The organism is Streptomyces amritsarensis (assembly GCF_001953875.1).
Taxonomy (GTDB): Bacteria; Actinomycetota; Actinomycetes; order Streptomycetales; family Streptomycetaceae; genus Streptomyces; species Streptomyces amritsarensis.
On sequence record NZ_MQUR01000095.1, the window covers coordinates 1 to 21,660 of the forward strand.

Genomic DNA, 21,660 nt, shown 5'->3' on the forward strand with positions numbered 1-21,660 from the left:
CCGCCTGGCCGCGACAAGGCCGCACGCGCCGAGCCGAGGAGACACTCCGGCGGGGCACCGCACCACACAGAACCACCCCCGCCCCGCCGAACGACCGGCAACCGGCCACCCCGAACCCGGAACCACGGCCCCGCCGAAACACCGCCCCGGACACCGCCCCGAACCAGGAACCCCGGCCCCGCCGAAGCACCAGCAACCGGCCGCCCCGCACCAGGAACCACCGCCCCGCCGAAGCCGCCCCGGGCCAGGGACCGCGGTCGCGCCGGAGCATCGGCACCCGGAGCCACCCCGCGCCGAGAACCTCGGCCCCGGCGGAGCCACCGGCCTTCGGCCACCCCGGCGGGAGCCTAGCGGTGGGCCGCGCGCAAGGCCTGCGACAGTACCGTCGGCGCGGCGGCCAGCGACGGCCCGTACCAGGTCAGGTGCCGGCCGTCGACCAGGGCCGCCGGGTGGCGCGGGAAGGCCTCCGGCCCGTCGCCCGCCGCGAAGGCGTACGGCTCGTCCGGCAGCACCACCAGATCGCAGTCGGCCGCGGCCAGCTCCTCCTCCGGGATCCTCGGGTACCGCTCGGCGTGCCCGGCGTAGACGTTGCGCACGCCGAGCCGGGCCAGCAGGTCACCCGCGAAGGTGTCCCGGCCCAGCACCATCCACGGCCGCCGCCACACCGGCACGAAGGCCGTGAGCTCTCCCACCGGTTCCGCGCGGGCCCACGCCGCCTCCGCGTCCGCCAGCCAGCCCGGCCGCGCCAGGCCCAGCGCCCCCACCAGCACCCGGTCGAGCTCGCGCAGCGCCTGCGGCAGGTCGCGGATCTCGGTGACGAGCACCTCCACGCCGGCCGCGCGCAGCGCGGCCAGGTCCGGTGCCCGGTTCTCCTCCTCGTTGGCGATCACCAGGTCCGGGCGGAGTTCGGCGATCCTGCGCACGTCGGGGTTCTTCGTGCCCCCGATCCGCTCCGCCGCCCCGAGGTCGCCGGGGTGCGTGCACCAGTCGGTGACGCCGACCAGCCGCCCCGGCGCGCTCACGGCCACCGCCTCGGTCAGCGACGGGACCAGCGACACGATGCGCCGCACGCCGCCGCTCACTGCCCGGGGGACGGGGGTTCGGACGTCGCGTGGATGTGGTCCCCCACGGCGACCACCAGGATCCGGGTGTCCTCGGTGACGGCCCGCCAGCGGTGGCGCACCCCTCCGGACAGGAAGAGGGCGTCCCCGCTCTCCAGCCGGTACGCCCGCCCCTCGGCCTCGACCTGGCAGGCGCCTTCGACGACGTACATCAGTTCGTCGTTGCGGTGCTGGTACTCGCGCCCGGCGTCCCGGTCCCCGGTGAACTCCATGGCGTGCAGCTGGTGGTGCCCGCGCACGAGGGGCCGTACGCCGGTGATCGGGGTGAGGCCGGACGCGTCGCCGGCCCGTACGAGGTCCACGGTGCGCGCGGTGTCGGAGGCGGCGAGCAGCTCGACGGCCGTGGTCTCCAGGGCGTCCGCGACGCGTTCGAGGGACCGCATGCTGGGCCGGGCCCGCTCGTTCTCTATCTGGCTCAGGAAGGGCACCGACAGGCCGCTTCGCGCCGACACGGCGGCCAGCGTGAGGTGGAGCGCGCGGCGCCGCTTGCGCACGGCCACGCCCACCCGCAGCGGTTCCTTGCCGTCCTTGTCCTTGCCCTTGTCGTCCGTGTCGTCCAGCTTGGCGTTCAGGCCGTCCGTCCCGTCCCTGTCGTTCATGTCGGGGCTGCCCTCCCCATGTCCGTCGCACATCGGTGTGCTGTAAGCACCTTACGCAGCAACCGGCTCCGGTTTCGCCCGCACCGGCCTTCCCGTACCCGTCCGCTCACCGTGCGTGGTGTTCGGGGGGCGGACGGGAGCACGGCGGGGCGTCCCGGCGGCCGGGACGGCGGTGTGGCGCGTTGCGGCATCATCGTCTGCGTGACGACACGACGCCTGATGCTGCTGGACACCGCCTCCCTCTACTACCGCGCCTACTTCGGCGTGCCGGACTCCGTGAAGGCCCCCGACGGCACCCCGGTCAACGCCGTGCGCGGGCTCCTCGACTTCATCGGCCGGCTCGTGCAGGACCACCGGCCGGACGATCTGGTGGCGTGCATGGACGCCGACTGGCGGCCGCACTGGCGGGTGGAGCTGATCCCCTCGTACAAGGCCCACCGGGTCGCCGTCGAGACGGAGACGGGTCCCGACGTGGAGGAGACCCCGGACACGCTGGCCCCGCAGGTGCCGATCATCGAGGCGGCCCTGGACGCCTTCGGCATCGCCCGCGTCGGTGTCGCCGGGTACGAGGCGGACGACGTGATCGGGACGCTCACCGCCCGTGCGACGGGGCCGGTCGACATCGTCACCGGCGACCGGGACCTGTACCAGCTCGTGGACGACGCCCGGCAGCGGCGGGTGCTGTACCCCCTCAAGGGCGTGGGCACCCTCCAGGTGGCGGACGAGGCGTGGCTGCGGGAGAAGTACGGGGTGGACGGCCCCGGTTACGCGGACCTCGCCCTGCTGCGCGGCGACCCGAGCGACGGCCTGCCGGGTGTTCCCGGCATCGGTGAGAAGACGGCGGCGAAACTGCTCGACGCCTATGGCGACCTGGCCGGGATCATCGCGGCGGTCGACGACCCGAAGTCGAAACTGACGCCCGCCCAGCGCAAGCGGCTGGACGAGTCCCGGCCGTATCTGGCGGTGGCGCCGAAGGTGGTCAAGGTGGCCTCTGACGTGCCGCTTCCGCGGTTCGAAGCGGCCCTTCCGGCGGTCCCGGCGCAGCCCGAGCTGGTCGACGCGCTAGCCCATCGGTGGGGATTGGGCGGGGCTGTGTCCCGTCTGAGCGGCGCCCTGCGCTCCTGAGGTGCTAACTTAGGTAAGGCTAAGTTTCATGGGAGTCAGGGAGTCACCGTGGCAGAAGGACGCGGCCGCACCGTCGGCACCGCCGTTGTCGTACGCACCGAGCGGCTTTCGCCGCACATGGTGCGCCTCGTGCTGGGTGGTGAGGGACTGGCCGACTTCGGCGCGGGCGAGTACACAGACCACTACGTGAAACTCCTTTTCGCTCCCGAGGGTGTGTCCTACCCCGCGCCGTGGGACCTGGAACGCATCCGCCGCGACTTTCCGCGGGCGCAGTGGCCGCGCCAGCGCGCCTACACCGTGCGGAACTGGGACCCGGTGCACCGCGAGCTGACCCTCGACTTCGTCGTCCACGGCGACGAGGGCCTGGCCGGGCCCTGGGCGGCCCGCGCCCAGCCGGGCGAGGTCGTACGGTTCCTCGGCCCGGGCGGCGCCTACGCCCCGGACGCGGCGGCCGGCTGGCACCTCCTGATCGGCGACGAGAGCGCCCTGCCGGCGATCGCCGCGGCCATGGAGCGGATGCCGGCGGGCGCGCGGGTCCACGCCTTCGTGGAGATCGACGGTCCGGGCGACGAACTGAAGGTCGCCACCCCCGACGGCATCAGCCCCGTCTGGCTCCACCGCGGTGGCCGTCCGGTCGGCGAGGCCCTCGTCGAGGCGGTCCAGGCCCTGGAGTTCCCCTCCACGGACGTGCACGCCTTCGTCCACGGCGAAGCCGGCTTCGTCAAGGACCTGCGCCGCCACCTCCGCCTGGAGCGCGGCATCCCCCGCGAACGCCTGTCGATCTCCGGCTACTGGCGCCTGGGGGAGACGGACGAGGGCTGGCGCGCGATCAAGCGCGACTGGAACGCAACCGTCGAAGCCGAACAGGAACACCGCGCCGCCGCCTGAGCCTCGTGGGGCGGCCAGCAGTCCGTCCCACGGGCCCCGCGGGGGCGGCACCCCGCACGCTCCAGCCCCGCCGGCGTTCGAGGCGCGGGGGCACGGGCGCGGCGCCCCCGCAACGGCGCCGCACCGCGCACACCCGGCCGCGGCGCGCGCCAACCGGCGTACGGCGGGATGATGTCCCCATGCGTACGCTTCGCACCCTCGGAGCGGCAGGGGCCGCGGCCCTCCTCACCGCCTCGGCGGCCACGGCGGCACCGAGCCCGCCCCCCGCTCCGCGCCCCCAACTGACCGACGCGGCCGTCGGCAGGGCCGTCGCCGCCCTCGACGGCTCCATCGCGGGAAAGATGCGCCGCACCGGCGTCCCAGGCGTCGCGGTCGCCGTCGTCCACAACGGCGAGGTGGTCTACCTCAAAGGCTTCGGCCTGCGTCGCACCGGCGAGAGTGCCAAGGTCGACCCCGACACCGTCTTCCAGCTGGCCTCCGTCTCCAAGCCCGTGTCCTCCACCGTCATCGCCGGCGCCCTGGCCGATCCCGGTGACTGGGACAAGCCCCTTGCCGGCTCCCTCGCCGGGTTCGCCCTCAAGGACCCCTGGGTCACCTCCCACGTCACCCCCGCCGACCTGTTCTCGCACCGCAGCGGCCTCCCCGACCACGCCGGGGACCTCCTCGAGGATCTGGGCTACGACCGGGCCTACATCCTCGACCACCTGCGGGAGGAGCCGTTGACCCCCTTTCGTGCGAGCTATGCCTACACCAACTTCGGGCTCACCGCCGCCGCCGAGGCCGTCGCCCGTGGCCAGGGCGTGAGCTGGCAGAAGCTCAGCGAGGACACGCTCTTCAAGCCCGCCGGGATGACCCGCACCAGTACCGAGTTCGACGCCTACGCCAAAGCCCCGGACCGGGCGTGGGGCCACGTCCGCAATCCGGACGGCACCTGGAGCCCGCGCTACGTCCGCGACGCCGACGCCCAGACCCCGGCGGGCGGGGCCAGCTCCACCGCCCGCGACATGTCCCGCTGGCTGCGGCTCCATCTGGACACCGGCAGCCTGGACGGGAAGCGGATCGTCCCGGCCGACGCCCTCGCCCGCACCTACCAGCCCGAGATCGTGGCCCAGGCCGTGACCGGCCGCGGCACCCCGCAGTTCTACGGGCTCGGCTGGAACGTCTCCTACGACGACGCGGGCCGGCTGCGCCTGAGCCACTCCGGGGGCTTCGCCCTCGGCGTGAATTCCAACGTCACGATGCTCCCGCTGGAGCGGCTCGGCATCGTCGTCCTGACCAACGGCGCCCCGGTCGGGCTGGCCGACTCCGTCGCCCTGGACTTCTTCGACACGGCCCAGTACGGCAAGCCCACCACCGACTGGTTGCCGCTGGTGGCCGCGAGCTACGCCCAGACGTTCTCAGTCGGCCGGTCCGAGACCGACTACGCCCACCCGCCCGCCGGTGCGAAGCCCGCCCGCGACAGCGCCGCGTACACCGGCACCTACGACAACCCCTACTACGGCAAGGCCACCGTCACCGCCGCCGGCGACGGCGCGCTCACCCTCTCCCTCGGCCCGAAGCCGATGCGCTTCCCGCTGACCCACTACGACGGCGACACCTTCAGCTTCGAGACCACCGGCGAGAACGCCGTCGGCCGCACCGGCGTGTTCTTCACGGACGGCAAACTCCGCGTCGAGTACCTCGACGAGAACCACCTGGGCACCTTCACCCGGCAGTAGCCGCATAGCCTGTCCCCGATGAGACGCAGAGCCCAGCCGCCCCCCTCGCCCCTCCCCCAGCGGGCCGGCATCGACCCGGTCCGGCTCCGGCTGCCGCCCGACCCGGACGGCACCTGGCCGGACCTCGGCGGCTACCTCGCCGCCCGCTACGCCGGCACCCGCGGCGAGGAGTCCATGGCGCGGCTGCTGGCCGCGGGCCGGGTCCTCGGCCCCGGCGGGCGGGTCCTGCATGCGCGGGACCCGTACGAGCCCGGCGCCTACCTGTGGTTCCACCGCGACATGGAACCGGAGCCCCCCGTGCCGTTCGCGGTCCGCGTCGTCCACCGGGACGAGCACCTCCTCGTCGTGGACAAGCCGCATTTCCTGGCGACCACCCCGCGCGGCAGCCACATCACCGAGACCGCCCTGGCCCGGCTGCGTGAGGAGCTGGACCTGCCCGGGCTCAGCCCCGCCCACCGCCTGGACCGGCTCACCGCCGGGCTGGTGATGTTCAGCGTCCGGCCCGAGGACCGCGGCGCCTACCAGCTCCTGTTCCAGCGGCGCGAGGTGCACAAGGAGTACGAGGCCCTCGCGCCCCACGACCTGCGGCTCGCCTTCCCCGCCACGGTCCGCAGCCGGATCGAGAAGCTCCGCGGGGTGATCGCCGCGACCGAGGTCCCCGGCCCGCCCAACGCCGAGAGCCGGATCGAGCTCGTCGACGTGCGCGACGGCCTGGGCCGCTACCGGCTGACTCCGCACACCGGCCGCACCCACCAGCTGCGGGTGCACATGAACGGCCTGGGCCTGCCGATCCTCGGCGACCCGGTGTACCCGCAGGTCACCGACCCGGCTCCGGACGACTACCGGCGGCCCCTGCAACTCCTCGCCCGGGTACTGGCGTTCACCGACCCGGTGACCGGCGCCGCCCACCGCTTCGAGAGCACCCGCACCCTCCAGGCCTGGCATGACCGGCCCGGCTGGGAGGCGGGCACCTCCCAGCCGGCGACGCCCCGGTACGGCTAGCCGACGGAGCTGTAGGCCACCACGCCCCGAAGGAGCGCGTCGACGGCCTTGCGGGCGTTCTTCGCGACCGTGCTGCCGCTGTCGCCGGTGGCCGAGGGGGCCGCCGCCGCGATCTGCCCGAGCACGTCGATGACCTGCTTGCACCAGCGCACGAAGTCGCCCGCCGGCATCTCCGCCTCGCGCAGCACCTCGTCCAGGCTCTTGTCGGAGGCCCACTGGTACGCCGCCCACGCGAAGCCGAGGTCCGGCTCGCGCTGGCCCACGCCCTCCGCCTGGTTGATGCGGTGCTCCTCCTCCAGGGCGTCGAGCCGGCCCCAGATGCGGACCATCTCCCCGAGCGCCGCCTTCGCCGCGCCGCCCGGGACCTTCGGTGCGACCGCGTCGTCGGACTGCCGGGCCTCGAAGACCAACGCCGAGACGCAGGCGGCCAGTTCCGCGGGGTTCAGGCCCTCCCAGATCCTGGCGCGCAGGCATTCGGACGCCAGCAGGTCAAGCTCCCCGTACAGCCGGGCCAGCCGCCTGCCGTGCACGGTGACCTCGTCCTCGCGCAGGTAGTCCAGCTCGGTCAGCAGTGCGTGGATCCGGTCGAAGGTGCGGGCGATCGTGTTCGTCCGGCCCTCGATCCGCCGCTCCAACTGCTGGGTGTCCCGCTTGAGCCGGTGGTAGCGCTCCGCCCAGCGGGCGTGGTCCTCGCGCTCGTCGCAGCCGTGGCAGGGGTGTGCCCGCAGTTCGGTGCGCAGCCTGGCGATCTCGCGGTCGTCGGCGGCCGCGGCCCGGCCGCGGCCGCGCCGCTCCGGGGTGATGTGCCCGGCCTTGCTCCGCAGCTGGGAGGCGAGGTCCCGACGGGACTGCGGCGAGCGCGCGTTGAAGGTCTTGGGGATCCGCATCCGGTCCAGTGCCTCGACCGGGACCGGGAAGTCCATCGCGGCGAGCCGCTTGACCTGCCGCTCGGCGGTGAGCACCAGCGGGCGCGGGCCCTCGGCGTATTCGTAGCCGCGGCTGCCGTGGACCCGTCCGGCCGGCACGCCCGGGTCGAGGACCAGGGCGAGCCCGGCGAACTTGCCCGTCGGGACGTGGATGATGTCGCCCGGCTTGAGCTTCTCCAGCGAGCTGGCCGCCTGCACCCGCCGCTGGGCCGCGCCCTGCTTGGCCAGCTCCGTCTCGCGGTCCTTGAGGTCGCGGCGCAGCTGGGCGTACTCCTCGAAGTTCCCCAGGTGGCAGGTCATGCCCTCCTGGTAGCCCGCCAGGCCCTCCTCGTTGCGCTGCACCTGCCGGGAGATCCCGACGACGGAGCGGTCCGCCTGGAACTGCGCGAAGGAGGTTTCCAACAGCTCGCGCGAGCGGTGCCGCCCGAACTGGCTGACCAGGTTGACGGCCATGTTGTAGGAGGGCTTGAAGCTGGAGCGCAGCGGGTACGTACGGGTGCCCGCGAGCCCGGCGAGGCCGACCGGGTCCATGCCCCGCTGCCAGAGCACGACCGCGTGGCCCTCGACGTCGATGCCGCGCCGGCCGGCCCGGCCGGTCAGCTGGGTGTACTCGCCGGGGGTGATGTCTGCGTGCTGCTCGCCGTTCCACTTGACGAGCTTCTCCAGGATCACCGTGCGCGCGGGCATGTTGATGCCCAGCGCCAGGGTCTCCGTGGCGAAGACGGCCTTCACCAGTCCGCGGACGAAGAGTTCCTCCACGACCTCCTTGAAGGTCGGCAGCATGCCCGCGTGGTGAGCGGCGATGCCCCGCTCCAGGCCTTCGAGCCACTCGTAGTAGCCGAGGACGTGCAGGTCCTCGGTGGGGATGGCGGCGGTGCGCGACTCCACGATCTCGCGGACCTTCAGCCGCGCGGACTCGTCGTTGAGCCGCAGGCCGGCGAACAGGCACTGCTGGACGGCGGCCTCGCAGCCGGCCCGGCTGAAGATGAAGTTGATGGCGGGCAGCAGCCCGTCGTTGTCGAGGCGGGCGATGACCTCGGGGCGGGACGGGGTCCAGATCCGGCCGCGGGAGCGCCGCTCGCGTTCGCGGTCGGCCTCGCGGACCATCTTGCCGCGGCGCCGGTCCTTGGGGCTGTAGGTGCGGCTGTTCTCCTCGCGCGCCATGCGCAGCAGGTCGGGGTTGACCTCGCGGCGTGCGGAGCCGCGGCCGCCGTGGTCGGACTCCTCCTCGAAGAGGTCGTAGATCCGGCGGCCGGCCATGACGTGCTGCCACAGCGGTACGGGCCGCTCCTCCGAGACGATCACCTCGGTGTCCCCGCGCACGGTGTCCAGCCAGTCGCCGAACTCCTCGGCGTTGGACACGGTGGCCGACAGGGAGACCAGGGTCACCGATTCGGGGAGGTGGATGATCACCTCTTCCCAGACGGCTCCGCGGAACCGGTCGGAGAGGTAGTGGACCTCGTCCATCACGACGTAGCCGAGGCCGCGCAGGGACTGTGAGCCCGCGTAGAGCATGTTGCGGAGCACCTCGGTGGTCATCACGACCACCGGCGCCTCGGAGTTGACGCTGTTGTCGCCCGTCAGCAGGCCCACCTTGTCGGCGCCGTAGCGCTTGACGAGGTCGGCGTACTTCTGGTTCGAGAGCGCCTTGATCGGCGTCGTGTAGAAGCACTTGCGGCCCTGCGCGAGGGCCAGGTGCACGGCGAACTCGCCGACAATGGTCTTGCCCGAGCCGGTCGGGGCGGCCACGAGGACGCCCTTGCCCGCCTCCAGCGCCTTGCAGGCCTCCACCTGGTACGGATCCAGGTCGAAGTCGTACATCTCGCGGAAGGGGGCCAGGGCGGTGGCCTCTTCGGCGGCGCGGATCCGGGCAGCGGCGTACCGCTCGGCGGGTGAGAGTTCTTCGGTCATCTTGCTGTCGAGCCTACCCGCCGGGTCTGACAACAGTCGCGATCATTTATGTGAGGAGCCGGACCGCCCCGGCCATGCGCTCGGCCGGCGCCCCCGCACGGCACCGGGGTGCCGTGCGGGGGCCCGGAAGGCCGGGGACACCGTGCCGTCGCCGCCCCGCGTACCGGAAAGCCCGTGCCCGGTCCCGGGGCACCCGGGGGCGTGCGGTCAGGTGGCGTCGTCGTACCCGTTGATCCGCTGCCGTCCGCCGTCGGCCTGTCCGGGCAGCGCAGCGGGGGCGGGCACCGATTCCATCTCGCCGATGGGCGCCGGGGTCAGGTCGAGGTCGGAGGCCTCGTCGTCGCCCAGTCCGGCGTCGGGGTCGTTGCGCCGGCGTCGGCGGTCGTTGAGGAGGCAGAGCCCGACGGCCGCGAAGTAGAGGGCCACGATGGGCAGGGCCAGCGCGAGCATGGTCGGCGGGTCACCGGTGGGCGTCGCGAAGGCGGCGAAGACCGTGATGCCGAGGACCATGCCCCGCCACCAGCCCGCCAGGCGCTTGCCGGTGAGGACGCCGGTGAAGTTCAGGAGGATCAGCAGCAGCGGCAGCTCGAAGGCCAGACCGAAGACGATCACCATGCGGGTGACCAGGTCGAGGTAGTCGTCGACCGGCAGCAGGTTGCGCGCGTGGTCGGGCGTGAACTCGAGCATGATCATCGCGGTCTGCGGGAGGATCTTGTACGCGAGCACGGCGCCGGCCATGAAGAGGGGCGCTCCGACCGCGACGAAGCTCCGCGCGTACTTCTTCTCGTGGCTGTGCAGCCCGGGCGCGGCGAACGCCCACAGCTGGTACAGCCACACCGGCGCGGAGAGCACCACGCCGGCCATCAGCGAGACCTTCAGGGCGATCGAGAACGCCGAGATCAGGCCGTTCACGGTCATGTCGGCGCAGGGGCGCCCGTTGCGCTGGGTCACCACACCATTCGTGCAGCCGACGGAGTCCAGCATCGGCTTCAGCAGGAAGTTGATGATGTCCCGGTAGAAGAAGGCCGCGACGATCGTGATGACGAGGATCGCCAGGACCGACTTCAGCAGCCGGTTACGCAGTTCGCGCAGGTGCTCGACGAGAGGCATGCGCCCTTCGGCGTCCTTTGCCTTTCGTTCTTGTTTCCCCTGCTTGCGGGCAGACTTGAGCAACCCACGTCCCTTGTCTCGTTGCAGATGACTGGCGTGAAGGGCGTCCCTCAGCCCTGGGCGGTGCGGTTCGGCTCGCTGACCGGCCGGGAGCTGGTGACGTCACCGGGCGCGGCCTGGATGGTGCGCGGGGCGACCGGCGCCCCCGCGGACTGGTCGGCGGCGGGAGCGGCGGCCGCGTCGTCGGCCTCGCCGTCCTTCTTCATGGCCTTGGCCTCGCTCTTGAGGATGCGGGCCGACTTGCCGAGGGAGCGGGCCATGTCGGGGAGCTTCTTGGCGCCGAACAGCAGGATGATGACTCCGAGAATGACGAAGATTTCCCAACCCCTGAGGTTGCCGAACATAGGTATCTTCCTTTTCTCCGAGGTTCACAGCACACCGGCACGGGCGCCTGGGACTGTCTCTACCGAGGATCGTAACCCCAGGGGGTTAACGCCCGGCAATCCCCCGGCATACCCGGTCTTGCGTCCTGGCCGGTTGTCAATCCCCCGGTCACACGGCTGTCGCATTCGCTACGGCCGCACGTCGGCGCCCGCCCGCGCCAGCCCCAGGGCCTCCCGCTCCAGGTCGGCCGACGCGGCGGTGATCCGGCGGCTCGCCAGGGCCACCTCCGCGGAGAGCCTGCGCACCTCCGCGTACACGCGCACGGCCAACACGGCGAGCACGGCCACTCCGGCGAACCCCAGGGCAATTGCGAACATCGGCCACAGCATGGGGCCGAGCCTAGGCCACCGGCCGCCTCAGATGCTGCGCAGGGTGCTCACGCCGCCACCGGTCAGCAGTTCCACGATGCGGTCGCCGGCCGGTTTGCGGACGGCGGCGCCGCATTCGGGACAGGTGAAGGAGTAGAAGGTGGCCCTGCGGCTGCCGCCGATGGCCAGCCGCAGGGCGCCCGCGTCCAGCTCGAAGCGGGCGCGACATTCGGGACAGGAGGCCTTGAAGGCGACCGGCCCGGACGTTGGCGACATCTCGACCGCCCTCCCCTCAGACCTGTTCCCCGTACCCCGCGAGTGCCTCCCGGGCGGCGCTGCGCGCGCTGTCCGCCAGCTCGGCGGGGGCCACGATCCGCCCCTCACGGCCCAGCCGGAGCGCGAGCCGCCGCAGCGAGGCCGGGTCAGGGCTGCGCAGCGTGATGCGCAGGCCACCGTCCGCGAGCTCCTCGGCGCTGTCGTGCGGGTAGTACTCGGCGACCCATCGCCCGCCGGGCCCGACCTCGACGACGACCTCCGGGTCCTCGGCGGACGGCTGGACGAGGCCCTCGGACAGGTCGCGCGGCTCGATGGCGGGCGGCTCGGACCGCTCGTCCAGCAGTCGGATCTCCGCCACCCGGTCGAGCCGGAAGGTGCGCCGGTCCTCGGAGAGGTGGCACCAGCCCTCCATGTACGTGTGCCCCACCGCGAAGAGCCGGATCGGGTCGACCTCGCGCTCGGTGAGCTCGTCACGAGCCGGCGAGTAGTAGCGCAGCCACAGCCGGCGGCGTTCCGCGATGGCCCGGTCGACGTCCGCGAAGACCCCGCCCTCGGACTCGAAGGTCACCGACAGCCGGGAGCTGGCCCCGGCCGCCTCGCCCGCGGCCGCCTCCAGCTTGGCCGTCGCCCGCAGCAGGGCGTCCCGGTCGCTCTCGCGCAGCCCCGGCAGCGTCGCCACGGCGCGCGCGGCGACCAGCAGCGCGGTCGCCTCGTCGGCGGCCAGCCGCAGCGGCTCGGCGGTGGACTCCCCCGAGGCGTCGGGGTTGCGCCACCAGATGCGCTCCCCGTCGGTGTCGATGTCGAGCAGGTCCCCGCCCCGGAAGCTGGTCCCGCACATGGGCAGCACGTCGAGGTCGGAGATCAGCTCGTCCTCGGTGATGCCGAAGGCGCGCGCGACGTCGGCGACGTGCGCACCCGGGCGCTCGCGCAGGTACGTCACCAGGGACAGCATCCGGCGGGTCTGGTCGATGGCGTTGGCAGCCATGCTGGTACGTCTCCCCCTCAGGGCACGTCTGTGGATGTCGCGGTGTGCAATGGTGCGGCGGGCGGAGCTGCCCCGCACCGCGGGCGGTGACCGGACGGCGGGCACCACCCGGAACAGCGTGTCAGGCCCCGGCGACGGCCCGCAGCCGGTCCACCACGTCCGCCCGGAGATCGGCGGGTCCGACCACGACGACGTCGGGACCGAACTCCACCAGCCAGGCGTCGAGCCCGTGCCCGTAGGGGATCTCCAGCTCGTCCCAGCCGTCGGTGCCCTCGCGGACCGCCGTCGCCTTGGCCCGCAGCGGATAACCCGCCCCCGACCGCAGCCGGATCAGCGCGGAGCGGTCCGCGCTCTCCCCGGCCCAGCTCGCCACGGTCTCCCGCACGGTGACCACGTCCGGCACCTCCGCGGTGTACTTCGCCGCACGCGAGCGGACCTTCCCGGTGATCCGCGACAGCCGGAACACCCGCTCCGCCCCGCGGTCACGGTCGTAGCCGGCCAGGTACCAGTGGCCGCGCCAGCACTCCAGCGCCCACGGCTCCACCTGACGGGTCTCGGGCCGGGCCGCGGTCGACTTGCGGTAGTCGAAGACCACCGGCCGGCGGTCCCGGCAGGCCAGCATCAGCGGCTCGAAGGCCGCCTCGTGGACCGGGATGCGCGGCTCGATGGCACTGTGCTGGCCCTCGTAGGGGTTGTCCGCCTCCGGCATCCCGCCCGCCCGCAGCTTCTGCAGGGCGCCGCTGGCGGCTCCCGCCAGGCGGGCCTGCTGCCAGACCTTCGCCGCCAGGCCCAGCGCGGCGGCCTCCTCGGCGTCCAGGGAGACCGGGGGCAGCCGGTTGCTGTCCCGGCGGGCCAGATAGCCCGTCTCCCCCTCCAGGTTCTCCACCGTCTCGATCACCAGACCGAGCTCCCGCAGGTCGTCCTTGTCCCGCTCGAACATGCGGTTGAAGGACTCGTCGTTGCCGGCTTCCATGTAGGCCTCGATGGAACCGCGCAGCTCGCGCTTGCTCAGCGGCCGGCGGGTCCCCAGCAGACACAGCGCCAGATTCATCAGACGCTCGGCCTTGGCAATCGCCATCGACGCCCATCCCCCGTTCTCGACACACACACTCGTGACCGTTGACCGTACCGCCCCGGCGGTCCCGGACAAAAGCGAGGGCCCCCGCCTCACGGCGGGGGCCCTGCGCTCTCGGCGGCCCTGTATCAGGCGGCCATCAGGTCGCAGACGAAGATCAGCGTCTCGCCCGGGGCGATCGCACCGCCCGCGCCACGCTCGCCGTAGGCGAGGTGGGCGGGGATCGTCAGCTTGCGGCGGCCGCCGACCTTCATGCCCTGCACGCCCTTGTCCCAGCCCTCGATGACCTGGCCGACACCGAGCTGGAACTGCAGCGCGGAGCCGCGGTTCCAGGAAGCGTCGAACTCCTCGCCGGTGGAGAACGCCACGCCCACGTAGTGGACCGAGACGCGAGAGCCGGCCTTGGCCTCGGCGCCGTCGCCCTCCCAGATGTCCTCGATGACGAGGTCGCTGGGGACCGGGCCCTCCGGGAAGTCGATCTCGGGCTTCTCGAGCTTCTCAGGCTTGCTGCTCACGGAACTGCTCCTCAAAACTGATGGGACAACCGGGACAGTCTTACATCACCGCGAGGATGTCGAGGCTGAAGACCAGCGTCGAGTTCGCCGGGATGGTCCCCTGCTCCTTGTCGCCGAAGCCCATGTCCGGCGGGATGACCAGCAGGACGCGGCTGCCGACCTTCTTGCCGACGATGCCGTCCTTGAGGCCCTTCACCTGGAGCTGCTCCAGCGGCCAGGTCACCGACTGGTCGGAGGTGTAGGTGCTCTCGAACGTCTTGTCGTCCTTCCACGTCTTGCCGTGGAACTTGACGACGACACTGTTCTTGTCCGTCACGGCCGGGCCGTCGCCCTCGATGACGTAGTTGGAGACCAGTTTCGCCGGCGGGGTGACGTCCTTCGGAACGGCCACGGAGACTTCCTTGCCGTCCGTGTTCGTACCGATCTTCGGCAGGTCCTTGTTGTCCTGCGCGACTTCCTTGCCCGTGGCCGAGGCGGGGACCGTGGCGCCCTTGACGATGTCCACGACGAACACCAGCGTGGCATTGCCCTTGATCTTCGGGGGCGAGCCCTGCGCCCCGTAACCGAGGTCCGGCGGGATCACCAGCTCGACACGGCTGCCGACCTTCTGCCCCTCAAGGCCCTGGTCCCAGCCCTTGATGACGGCGCCCGCGCCGATCGTCACGTCGAACGGCTGGCCCTTGCCGAAGCTCTGGTCGAACGGCTCGGTGCCGTCCCACACCTGGCCGTAGTAGTTGACCTGGGCGATGTCGCCCTTCTTCAGCGCCGGCCCGGTGCCCTCCTTGACGGTCACCACCTTCAGCTCCTTGGGCGGCTCGCCCTTCCCCTTCGACAGGGTGGGAGTCTCCCCGAACTCGGCGCCCTTGGTGATCGCGGGCGCTCCGTTCTTCATCTGGGCGGAGTCGGAGCCGCTGTCGTCGCCACACGCCGCTGTCGACAGCAGCAGAAGGGGTACGACAAGCAGGCCGGCAAGTCGGCGCACGGGTTCCTCAGATCTCAGACGGCAAGGCGGTCGCCCGCCACTCTAAGCCGTGCACGGGGCCCCGTACGAGAAACGTACGGGGCCCCGGTGAGAAGTGGGACGTCACACCGGCTGCCTACATACCGGCGATCAGCTTCTCCACACGGTCGTCGACCGACCGGAACGGGTCCTTGCACAGCACCGTGCGCTGCGCCTGGTCATTGAGCTTCAGGTGCACCCAGTCGACGGTGAAGTCCCGCCGCTGCTCCTGCGCCCGGCGGATGAAGTCGCCGCGCAGCCGCGCCCTCGTCGTCTGCGGAGGCACCGACTTGCCCTCGAAGATCTTGAGGTCGTTGCAGATCCGCGCCGCCTGCCCCTTGCGCTCCAGCAGGTAGTACAGCCCGCGCCGGCGGTGGATGTCGTGGTAGGCGAGGTCTATCTGAGCCACCCGCGGATTGGACATGGTCATGTTGTGCTTGCCCCGGTACCGCTCGATCAGCTGGTACTTCATGACCCAGTCGATCTCGGTGCCGATCCGGTCCAGGTCCTCGGCCTCGATCGCGTCCAGCGTGCGGCCCCACAGCTCCAGTACCTGGTCCACCACGCCGGTGCGGATGCCCCGCCGCTCGGCGAAGTCCACCGCCTTGTCGTAGTACTCCCGCTGGATCTCCAGCGCGGAGGCCTCCCGGCCGCTCGCCAGGCGCACCTTGCGCTGGCCCGTGATGTCGTGGCTCACCTCGCGGATCGCCCGGATCGGGTTCTCCAGGGTCAGGTCCCGCATCACCGTGCCCGCCTCGATCATGCGCAGCACCAGGTCGGTCGCCCCGACCTTCAGCAGCATGGTCGTCTCGGACATGTTCGAGTCCCCCACGATCACGTGGAGGCGGCGGTACCGCTCCGCGTCCGCGTGCGGCTCGTCGCGCGTGTTGATGATCGGCCTCGACCGCGTCGTCGCGGAGCTGACACCCTCCCAGATGTGCTCGGCCCGCTGGCTCACGCAGTAGACCGCGCCCCGAGGGGTCTGCAGCACCTTGCCGGCACCGCAGATCAGCTGCCGCGTGACGAGGAACGGAATGAGAATGTCCGCCAGGCGGGAGAATTCCCCGTGCCGGGCCACCAGGTAGTTCTCGTGGCAGCCGTACGAGTTGCCCGCCGAGTCGGTGTTGTTCTTGAAGAGATAGACGTCGCCCGCGATTCCCTCCTCGTGCAGGCGGCGTTCGGCGTCGACGAGCAGGCCTTCGAGAATGCGCTCGCCTGCTTTGTCGTGCGTGACCAGCTCGGTCACGTTGTCACATTCGGGAGTTGCATATTCCGGATGCGAACCCACGTCGAGGTACAGGCGGGCGCCGTTCCGCAGGAAGACATTGCTGCTGCGGCCCCATGACACGACACGGCGGAAGAGGTAGCGCGCCACTTCGTCAGGAGACAGTCGGCGCTGTCCCCTGAACGTGCACGTGACGCCGTACTCGTTCTCCAGCCCGAAAATGCGGCGGTCCATGACTGAACATTACGCCTTCTGCCCTCTTCTGAAACCGGGTTCGCAGCCGCCGTTTCGATCAGTTCCCCCGAGCAGGCCGCCGAACACCGGGCGGCGGCGGGTGAAAACCGCGGGCGCGCCGCACCGACGCGCCCGAGCGTCACTGCGCCGACCGGGCCTGCGCGGCCACCCCGTCGGCGCCGTCCGGCACTCCCCGCGCCGAACCCGCCACCGCACGGCTGTGGCCCGCAGTTGACAGCGCCCGCTGAGTCGCCATCAGAACCAGCAGCGCCGCACCGCCCGCGGCACACGCCACGCCGAAGCCCCACGCGGCGCCGCCCAGCTCCACCGCCGGCCCCGCGGCCGCCGTACCGATCGCCGCGCCCACGCCGAAGAACGTCACCAGCCACGAGAAGGCCTCCGTCACCGTGCCCGCCGGCGCGTGCCGGTCCACCACGATGAACGCGCACGCCAGCGACGGCGCCAGGAACACGCCCGACAGCGCCGCCAACGCCGTCATCGCCACCGGCCCGGGGACCAGCAGCAGCGGCAGGTAGCCGACCGCGAGCAGCGCCACCAGCAGCCGCAGCCGCCGCTCGGGCGCACCCGCCCACTGCCGCGCGCCGTAGAACACTCCGCCGATCAGCGCGCCGAGCCCCAGAGCCGCCATCAGCCAGCCGTAGACCGCCTGGCCCCCGTTGCCGTCCGCGTACGCCACACCGGCCACCGTGATCGAACCCAGCGCCATGCCCACGAAGAAGAACGCGCCCAGCAGCGCCAGCAGCCCGCGCGAGCGCAGGGCGCCCAGCCAGTGCGCCTCCCGCGGCTGCGAACGCCACTTCCGCGACGGCTCGCTGACCACGACCGACAGCGCACCCAGCACCCCGATCGCGTTCAGCGCCAGCAGCGCCCCGGCCGGCGACCACAGCGACACGAACAGCGTCACCAGCAGCGGGCCGACCGTGAACATGACCTCCTGGGCCACCGCGTCCATCGCGTACGCCGCGTGCACCTTCTCCTCACGGCCCCCCAGCACGCTCGGCCACAGGGCCCGCAGCCCGCCCTCCAGCGGCGGCGTGAAGAGCCCGCCGACCACCACGGCGGCGTACGCCACGACCACCGACCCGGTGCCCGCGAGTGCCAGCCACGCCATGCCCAGCGCGGACAGCAGCGCCGCCGGCAGCTGCACCCGCGGCTGCCCGAACAGGTCCACGGCCCGCCCGAGCAGCGGCTGGCCCACCGCGTTCGCCAGCCCGTACACCGCGGCCAGCGCCCCCGCCAGGCTGTAGCTGCCGCCCTCCGCGCGCGTGAACAGCACGATCGCGATCGGGCCCGTGGCGTTCGGCAGCCTCCCCACGAGCGTCCCCGCCAGCAGCCTCGCGGCGTGCCGCGTCCTCAGCAGCTCCGCGTATCCCGCGGCCATGACGGCCCCCTTCTGCCCGGCCCCAGCCGAGGTAATACGTATAACGTGACCAGTCATACGTACCATGGCCCCAGCCCGCGGGTCCACCCCGCTGACCGCACCACCACCCCTGACCTCGCACCACAGGAGCCCCGTGTGACGAGACCCACCAGCCGGGACGTGGCCACCGCCGCCGGGGTCTCCCAGGCCACCGTCTCCCTCGTCCTCGGCGGCAAATGGCCCGGCCGCGTCTCCGAACGCACCGCCAGCCACGTCCGCGAGACCGCCACCCGCCTCGGCTACCGGCCCAACCTCGCCGCCCGCAACCTCCGCCTCGGCTCCACCCGCACCGCCCTCCTCGTCGTCCCCGCCCTCACCAACGAATTCTTCGCCCGCGTCTACACCGGCGCCGCCCGCGTCGCCGCCGAACACGGCTTCGGCGTCGTCCTCTACCCCTCCCCCGACGGCACCGGCCCCGCCCGCGACCCCTTCGCCTCCGCCCGCGCCGCCCTCGACGGAGTCATCGCCTCCTCCATGGCCGCCCACGCCCTCCAAGCCATCGGAGGCGACACCCTCCCCCTCGTCATGCTCGACAGCGACCCCGCCGCCGCAGGCTCCGCCGCCCACGTCAACCTCGCCATGGCCGACGGCATGCGCCAGGTCACCGAACACCTCCTCGCCCTCGGCCACCGGCGCTTCCTCCACCTCGCCTCCGCCGTCGACTCCTGGACCTTCCACGCCCGCGCCGAAGCCCTCAGCACCCTCCTCGGCCCCGACACCGAGCTGCGCACCGTACGGTCCCCCCTCACCCCCGACGGCGCCCGTACGGCCATGCAGGCCGCCCTGGCGGCCCCCCAGGGCCGACCCACCGCCATCGTCTGCGACGACGACATCCTCGCCGCCGGCGCCTGCAAGGCCGCCCGCCGCCTCGGCCTGCGCGTCCCCGAGGACCTCTCCGTCACCGGCTTCGACGACCTCGCCCTCGCCACCGCCGTCGAACCCGAACTCACCACCGTCCACCTCCCCGCCGAACGCGTCGGCGAGCAGGGCATGGCCGCCCTCCTGGCCGTCCTCGAAGGCACCCCCTGGACCGCCCCCGACATCCCCGTCACCCTCGTCGTCCGCGACTCCACGGGACCGGCCCCGACCCCCTAACCGCGCCCGGACACGACGAAGCCCCGGCCACCCCCCGAGGGGCGACCGGGGCCACGCACCCGGGTCCTGGTCCTACTCCGCGTCGTCCTCCGGAGCCTCGTCGTTCGACACGGCGTCCGCCTGCGCCGCGGCCGGCACGTCCGCCTCCAGCAGCCGCGACAGCTGCCGGCCCCGGATCCGCTTGAACTTGCGCTGCTGCGACCGCGTCCGGTCCAGCACCGCCACCTCCAGCCGCTCGGCCGGAATCGCCTTGTCGGCACCGTTGGCCTGGCTGGACAGCGCCGCCACCGCCAGCTTCAGTGCCTCCGACAGGGTCATCCCGTCCTGGTGCCGCTGGTCCAGGTAGCTGCTGATCTGCTCGGCGTTGCCGCCGACCGCGACCGAGCCGTGCTCGTCCACGATCGAACCGTCGTGCGGCAGCCGGTAGATCTGGTCGCCGGCGGCCGTCGTACCGACCTCGGCCACCACCAGCTCCACCTCGTACGGCTTCTCACCGGCACTCGAGAAGATCGTGCCGAGGGTCTGCGCGTACACGTTGGCCAGCCCACGGGCCGTCACATCGTCACGGTCGTAGGTGTATCCGCGCAGATCGGCGTAGCGCACACCGCCGATCCGCAGGTTCTCGTACTCGTTGTACTTGCCGGCGGCCGCGAAGCCGATCCGGTCGTAGATCTCGCTGAACTTGTGCAGCGCACGGGAGGGGTTCTCGCCGACGAACACGATGCCGTCGGCGTACTGCAGCACGACAAGGCTGCGACCGCGGGCGATGCCCTTCCGGGCGTATTCCGCCCGGTCGGCCATGGCCTGCTGGGGTGACACATAGAACGGAGTCGACACCGGCTTTCCGTCCCTTTCTTCTGGGCGACGAGGTGACGGGCGATCAGAGCAGGGCGGCGCGCGGGCCGTCGGGCTGCTCGAGGCGACGATCGGTGACCGAGCGGGCGAGCGCCTGCGACTCGTCCTCGGTCAGCCTGCGGAAGCCCTCGTCGGTGATGACGGTGACGATCGGGTAGATGTGGCGGTACAGGTCCGGCCCGCCGGTCGCCGAGTCGTCGTCGGCGGCGTCGTACAGCGCCTGCACCACCAGCGTGGTGGCCTGCTCCTCCGTCAGGTCCGGGCGGTAGAGCTTCTTCATGGAGCCCCGCGCGAAGATCGAACCGGAACCGGTCGCCGCGTAGCCGTGCTCCTCGGAGCGGCCGCCGGTGACGTCGTAGGAGAAGATCCGGCCCTTCTCCTTGGCCTCGTCGTAGCCGGCGAACAGCGGCACCACGGCCAGACCCTGCATCGCCATGCCGAGGTTGCTACGGATCATGGTGGAGAGCCGGTTGGCCTTGCCCTCCAGGGAGAGGGTCGCCCCCTCCACCTTCTCGAAGTGCTCCAGCTCCAGCTGGAACAGCTTGACCATCTCCACGGCCAGGCCGGCGGTACCGGCGATGCCGACCGCGGAGTACTCGTCGGCCGGGAACACCTTCTCGATGTCCCGCTGCGCGATCATGTTCCCCATGGTCGCCCGCCGGTCACCGGCGAGCACGACCCCGCCGGGGAAGGTGGCGGCCACGATGGTCGTCCCGTGCGGCGCCTCGACGACACCCTCCGGCAGCTTGCGGTTGCCGGGCAGCATCTCCGGCGAGTGCGCGCCCAGGAAGTCCATGAAGGACGAGGACCCCGGCGTCAGGAAGGCTGCCGGTAGACGCCCTGTGCCACGATTGTTGGCTTCCACGCGTTTCCCTCCAGGTATGAGATGGCCCGCTGGATGGTGCCGGGATCGTCTCCCAACAGTCCGATAGCCGTATTGCAGTTGAAGCACAGTACGCCACGGACCCTACCCGTCTCGTGGCAGTGATCCACATGCGCAGCCGGAGCCTTTAGGCAGATGCGGCAGAGCCCGCCCTGAGCTGCGATCATTTCGCCACATTGGGCTTCTGTGATGCCGTAAGCACGCTTGAGGTGACCGATCCGACCGTCGACGACACGGCACGCCTTGCAACGCGTCGCCAAACCGTCGACGGCTGACTTATTCCGATGCCACTCGTCGTGCGGCTTCACCTCACCACACCCGAGGCAGTACTTGTAGCCGTCTCCGGCGGTCGGCCTGGGCTGCCTGCCCATTGCCTCCGCCCGCTTACGGTGAGACGCGGCACCACAATCACGGCAATGCCGTTGCAATCAGTCGAGATTCGCTCGCTTGGGAGCGAACTCCCGATGCGGCTTCTCCTCACCGCATCGGGAGCATCGCTTCGTTCCACCGACCACTACCCGCACCTTCGAATCGAAGGCAGACTGGCCCTACTGGCCACCTTTTTGCACGAAGGACCGCACGAAGTCCTCAGCGTTCTCTTCGAGCACATCATCGATTTCGTCGAGTACGGAGTCGACGTCGTCGGAGAGCTTCTCCTGGCGCTCCTTGAGGTCGGTCGATTCCTCGACCGCCGCCTCCTCGACCTCCTCGGTCGAGCGCGTCGCCTTCTGCTGTCCGCCGCCGGTGTCCTTGGTCGCCATGTCTACCTCACCCCGCTCGGTTCGCACGCTCACGTCGAGAGACCCCGGGATTCGGGATCTCTCAAGATCAGACCCTACGTCGGACCCTATAGGGAGGGTCCGACATTCGTCCCCGTACTTTCACAGTCCGGTTCTCTTCATGATTCCCGGACCGATCGCATTT

General features: G+C 71.6%; 22 protein-coding genes. 5 read left to right on the forward strand and 17 right to left on the reverse strand.

All coding sequences use genetic code 11. From position 1 onward, the window contains the following. Positions 1–347: 347 nt before the first annotated feature. Both AVW11_RS29230 and AVW11_RS29235 read right to left on the reverse strand, forming a co-directional pair. The gene (locus tag AVW11_RS29230) at positions 348–1,070 is read right to left on the reverse strand and encodes a helical backbone metal receptor (protein ID WP_076046509.1); all 723 of its coding nucleotides are present in this window, start codon (positions 1,068–1,070) and stop codon (positions 348–350) included. 8 nt (positions 1,071–1,078) lie between these two features. Continuing rightward, on the reverse strand, positions 1,079–1,627 hold the full coding sequence (locus tag AVW11_RS29235; RefSeq protein ID WP_199838188.1) for a helix-turn-helix domain-containing protein: 549 nt from the start codon (positions 1,625–1,627) through the stop codon (positions 1,079–1,081). A 312-nt stretch (positions 1,628–1,939) separates the two neighbouring features. On the opposite strand from AVW11_RS29235, the gene AVW11_RS29240 reads away from it, so the two are divergent. From AVW11_RS29240 to AVW11_RS29255, 4 genes are all read left to right on the forward strand, one after another. After that, positions 1,940–2,845: a 5'-3' exonuclease gene (locus tag AVW11_RS29240; protein WP_030853006.1), complete on the forward strand. Its 906-nt coding sequence runs from the start codon at positions 1,940–1,942 to the stop codon at positions 2,843–2,845. A gap of 48 nt (positions 2,846–2,893) precedes the next feature. Next, a complete protein-coding gene (locus AVW11_RS29245; RefSeq protein ID WP_076046510.1) occupies positions 2,894–3,733 on the forward strand; it encodes a siderophore-interacting protein in 840 nt (279 codons plus the stop codon). A gap of 179 nt (positions 3,734–3,912) precedes the next feature. Further along, positions 3,913–5,451, forward strand: a complete 1,539-nt coding sequence (locus tag AVW11_RS29250; RefSeq protein ID WP_076046511.1) for a serine hydrolase — start codon at positions 3,913–3,915, stop codon at positions 5,449–5,451. A gap of 18 nt (positions 5,452–5,469) precedes the next feature. Then, the gene (locus AVW11_RS29255; protein ID WP_076046512.1) at positions 5,470–6,453 is read left to right on the forward strand and encodes an RluA family pseudouridine synthase; all 984 of its coding nucleotides are present in this window, start codon (positions 5,470–5,472) and stop codon (positions 6,451–6,453) included. On the opposite strand, the gene AVW11_RS29260 is transcribed toward AVW11_RS29255, so the two are convergent. The 11 genes from AVW11_RS29260 to AVW11_RS29310 all read right to left on the reverse strand — a co-directional run bounded on the left by AVW11_RS29260 (position 6,450) and on the right by AVW11_RS29310 (position 17,864). Continuing rightward, positions 6,450–9,290 (reverse strand): DEAD/DEAH box helicase, encoded by a 2,841-nt coding sequence (locus AVW11_RS29260; protein ID WP_060178564.1) that lies wholly within the window; start codon positions 9,288–9,290, stop codon positions 6,450–6,452. The two genes, AVW11_RS29255 and AVW11_RS29260, sit on opposite strands and share 4 nt — an antisense overlap. A 207-nt stretch (positions 9,291–9,497) precedes the next feature. Then, positions 9,498–10,463: a twin-arginine translocase subunit TatC gene (gene tatC, locus AVW11_RS29265; RefSeq protein WP_060178565.1), complete on the reverse strand. Its 966-nt coding sequence runs from the start codon at positions 10,461–10,463 to the stop codon at positions 9,498–9,500. Positions 10,464–10,510: 47 nt separating this feature from the next. Beyond that, positions 10,511–10,804, reverse strand: a complete 294-nt coding sequence (gene tatA / locus AVW11_RS29270) for a Sec-independent protein translocase subunit TatA (protein WP_060178566.1) — start codon at positions 10,802–10,804, stop codon at positions 10,511–10,513. A 168-nt stretch (positions 10,805–10,972) separates the two neighbouring features. Then, positions 10,973–11,173 (reverse strand): hypothetical protein, encoded by a 201-nt coding sequence (locus AVW11_RS29275; protein ID WP_030853021.1) that lies wholly within the window; start codon positions 11,171–11,173, stop codon positions 10,973–10,975. A 27-nt stretch (positions 11,174–11,200) separates the two neighbouring features. Next, positions 11,201–11,428 (reverse strand): CpXC domain-containing protein, encoded by a 228-nt coding sequence (locus AVW11_RS29280; protein ID WP_030025910.1) that lies wholly within the window; start codon positions 11,426–11,428, stop codon positions 11,201–11,203. 16 nt (positions 11,429–11,444) lie between these two features. After that, the gene (locus AVW11_RS29285; protein ID WP_030853024.1) at positions 11,445–12,413 is read right to left on the reverse strand and encodes a helix-turn-helix transcriptional regulator; all 969 of its coding nucleotides are present in this window, start codon (positions 12,411–12,413) and stop codon (positions 11,445–11,447) included. A gap of 121 nt (positions 12,414–12,534) precedes the next feature. Then, positions 12,535–13,491, reverse strand: a complete 957-nt coding sequence (locus tag AVW11_RS29290; RefSeq protein WP_030853027.1) for a helix-turn-helix transcriptional regulator — start codon at positions 13,489–13,491, stop codon at positions 12,535–12,537. Positions 13,492–13,616: 125 nt separating this feature from the next. Then, the gene (locus tag AVW11_RS29295) at positions 13,617–14,003 is read right to left on the reverse strand and encodes an FKBP-type peptidyl-prolyl cis-trans isomerase (protein WP_030853029.1); all 387 of its coding nucleotides are present in this window, start codon (positions 14,001–14,003) and stop codon (positions 13,617–13,619) included. Between the two features lie 40 nt (positions 14,004–14,043). After that, complete coding sequence (locus tag AVW11_RS29300; protein WP_030853031.1) at positions 14,044–14,985, reverse strand: FKBP-type peptidyl-prolyl cis-trans isomerase; 942 nt, start codon at positions 14,983–14,985, stop codon at positions 14,044–14,046. Between the two features lie 115 nt (positions 14,986–15,100). Then, entirely contained in the window at positions 15,101–16,462 is a 1,362-nt protein-coding gene (pafA, locus tag AVW11_RS29305; protein ID WP_030655944.1) for a Pup--protein ligase, read from the reverse strand. A gap of 139 nt (positions 16,463–16,601) precedes the next feature. Beyond that, complete coding sequence (locus AVW11_RS29310; RefSeq protein ID WP_076046513.1) at positions 16,602–17,864, reverse strand: MFS transporter; 1,263 nt, start codon at positions 17,862–17,864, stop codon at positions 16,602–16,604. 135 nt (positions 17,865–17,999) lie between these two features. Between AVW11_RS29310 and AVW11_RS29315 the strand changes: the two genes are divergently transcribed. Further along, positions 18,000–18,998 (forward strand): LacI family DNA-binding transcriptional regulator, encoded by a 999-nt coding sequence (locus AVW11_RS29315; RefSeq protein ID WP_076046514.1) that lies wholly within the window; start codon positions 18,000–18,002, stop codon positions 18,996–18,998. 72 nt (positions 18,999–19,070) lie between these two features. Here the strand turns inward: AVW11_RS29315 and prcA are convergent, their stop codons facing one another. The 4 genes from prcA to AVW11_RS29335 form a co-directional block, all read right to left on the reverse strand. Beyond that, positions 19,071–19,835 (reverse strand): proteasome subunit alpha, encoded by a 765-nt coding sequence (gene prcA / locus AVW11_RS29320; RefSeq protein ID WP_060178569.1) that lies wholly within the window; start codon positions 19,833–19,835, stop codon positions 19,071–19,073. Between the two features lie 43 nt (positions 19,836–19,878). Then, the gene (gene prcB / locus AVW11_RS29325; protein ID WP_076046515.1) at positions 19,879–20,718 is read right to left on the reverse strand and encodes a proteasome subunit beta; all 840 of its coding nucleotides are present in this window, start codon (positions 20,716–20,718) and stop codon (positions 19,879–19,881) included. Beyond that, positions 20,670–21,107, reverse strand: coding sequence for an endonuclease domain-containing protein (locus AVW11_RS29330; RefSeq protein ID WP_107423353.1), 438 nt, complete (start codon positions 21,105–21,107; stop codon positions 20,670–20,672). Before AVW11_RS29330 ends, prcB begins: the two co-directional genes overlap by 49 nt. 177 nt (positions 21,108–21,284) lie before the next feature. After that, positions 21,285–21,497, reverse strand: coding sequence for a ubiquitin-like protein Pup (locus AVW11_RS29335; protein WP_030016348.1), 213 nt, complete (start codon positions 21,495–21,497; stop codon positions 21,285–21,287). Positions 21,498–21,660 lie beyond the last annotated feature (163 nt).

Coding starts and splice junctions, on each gene's coding strand:
- AVW11_RS29290 (WP_030853027.1), bottom strand. CDS start 13,491: ATGGCGATTGCCAAGGCCGAGCGTCTGATGAATCTGGCGCTGTGTCTG.
- AVW11_RS29330 (WP_107423353.1), bottom strand. CDS start 21,107: ATGGGCAGGCAGCCCAGGCCGACCGCCGGAGACGGCTACAAGTACTGC.
- AVW11_RS29285 (WP_030853024.1), bottom strand. CDS start 12,413: ATGGCTGCCAACGCCATCGACCAGACCCGCCGGATGCTGTCCCTGGTG.
- AVW11_RS29310 (WP_076046513.1), bottom strand. CDS start 17,864: ATGGCCGCGGGATACGCGGAGCTGCTGAGGACGCGGCACGCCGCGAGG.
- AVW11_RS29250 (WP_076046511.1), top strand. CDS start 3,913: ATGCGTACGCTTCGCACCCTCGGAGCGGCAGGGGCCGCGGCCCTCCTC.
- AVW11_RS29255 (WP_076046512.1), top strand. CDS start 5,470: ATGAGACGCAGAGCCCAGCCGCCCCCCTCGCCCCTCCCCCAGCGGGCC.
- AVW11_RS29275 (WP_030853021.1), bottom strand. CDS start 11,173: ATGCTGTGGCCGATGTTCGCAATTGCCCTGGGGTTCGCCGGAGTGGCC.
- AVW11_RS29335 (WP_030016348.1), bottom strand. CDS start 21,497: ATGGCGACCAAGGACACCGGCGGCGGACAGCAGAAGGCGACGCGCTCG.
- AVW11_RS29280 (WP_030025910.1), bottom strand. CDS start 11,428: ATGTCGCCAACGTCCGGGCCGGTCGCCTTCAAGGCCTCCTGTCCCGAA.
- pafA (WP_030655944.1), bottom strand. CDS start 16,462: ATGGACCGCCGCATTTTCGGGCTGGAGAACGAGTACGGCGTCACGTGC.
- AVW11_RS29260 (WP_060178564.1), bottom strand. CDS start 9,290: ATGACCGAAGAACTCTCACCCGCCGAGCGGTACGCCGCTGCCCGGATC.
- tatA (WP_060178566.1), bottom strand. CDS start 10,804: ATGTTCGGCAACCTCAGGGGTTGGGAAATCTTCGTCATTCTCGGAGTC.
- AVW11_RS29240 (WP_030853006.1), top strand. CDS start 1,940: ATGCTGCTGGACACCGCCTCCCTCTACTACCGCGCCTACTTCGGCGTG.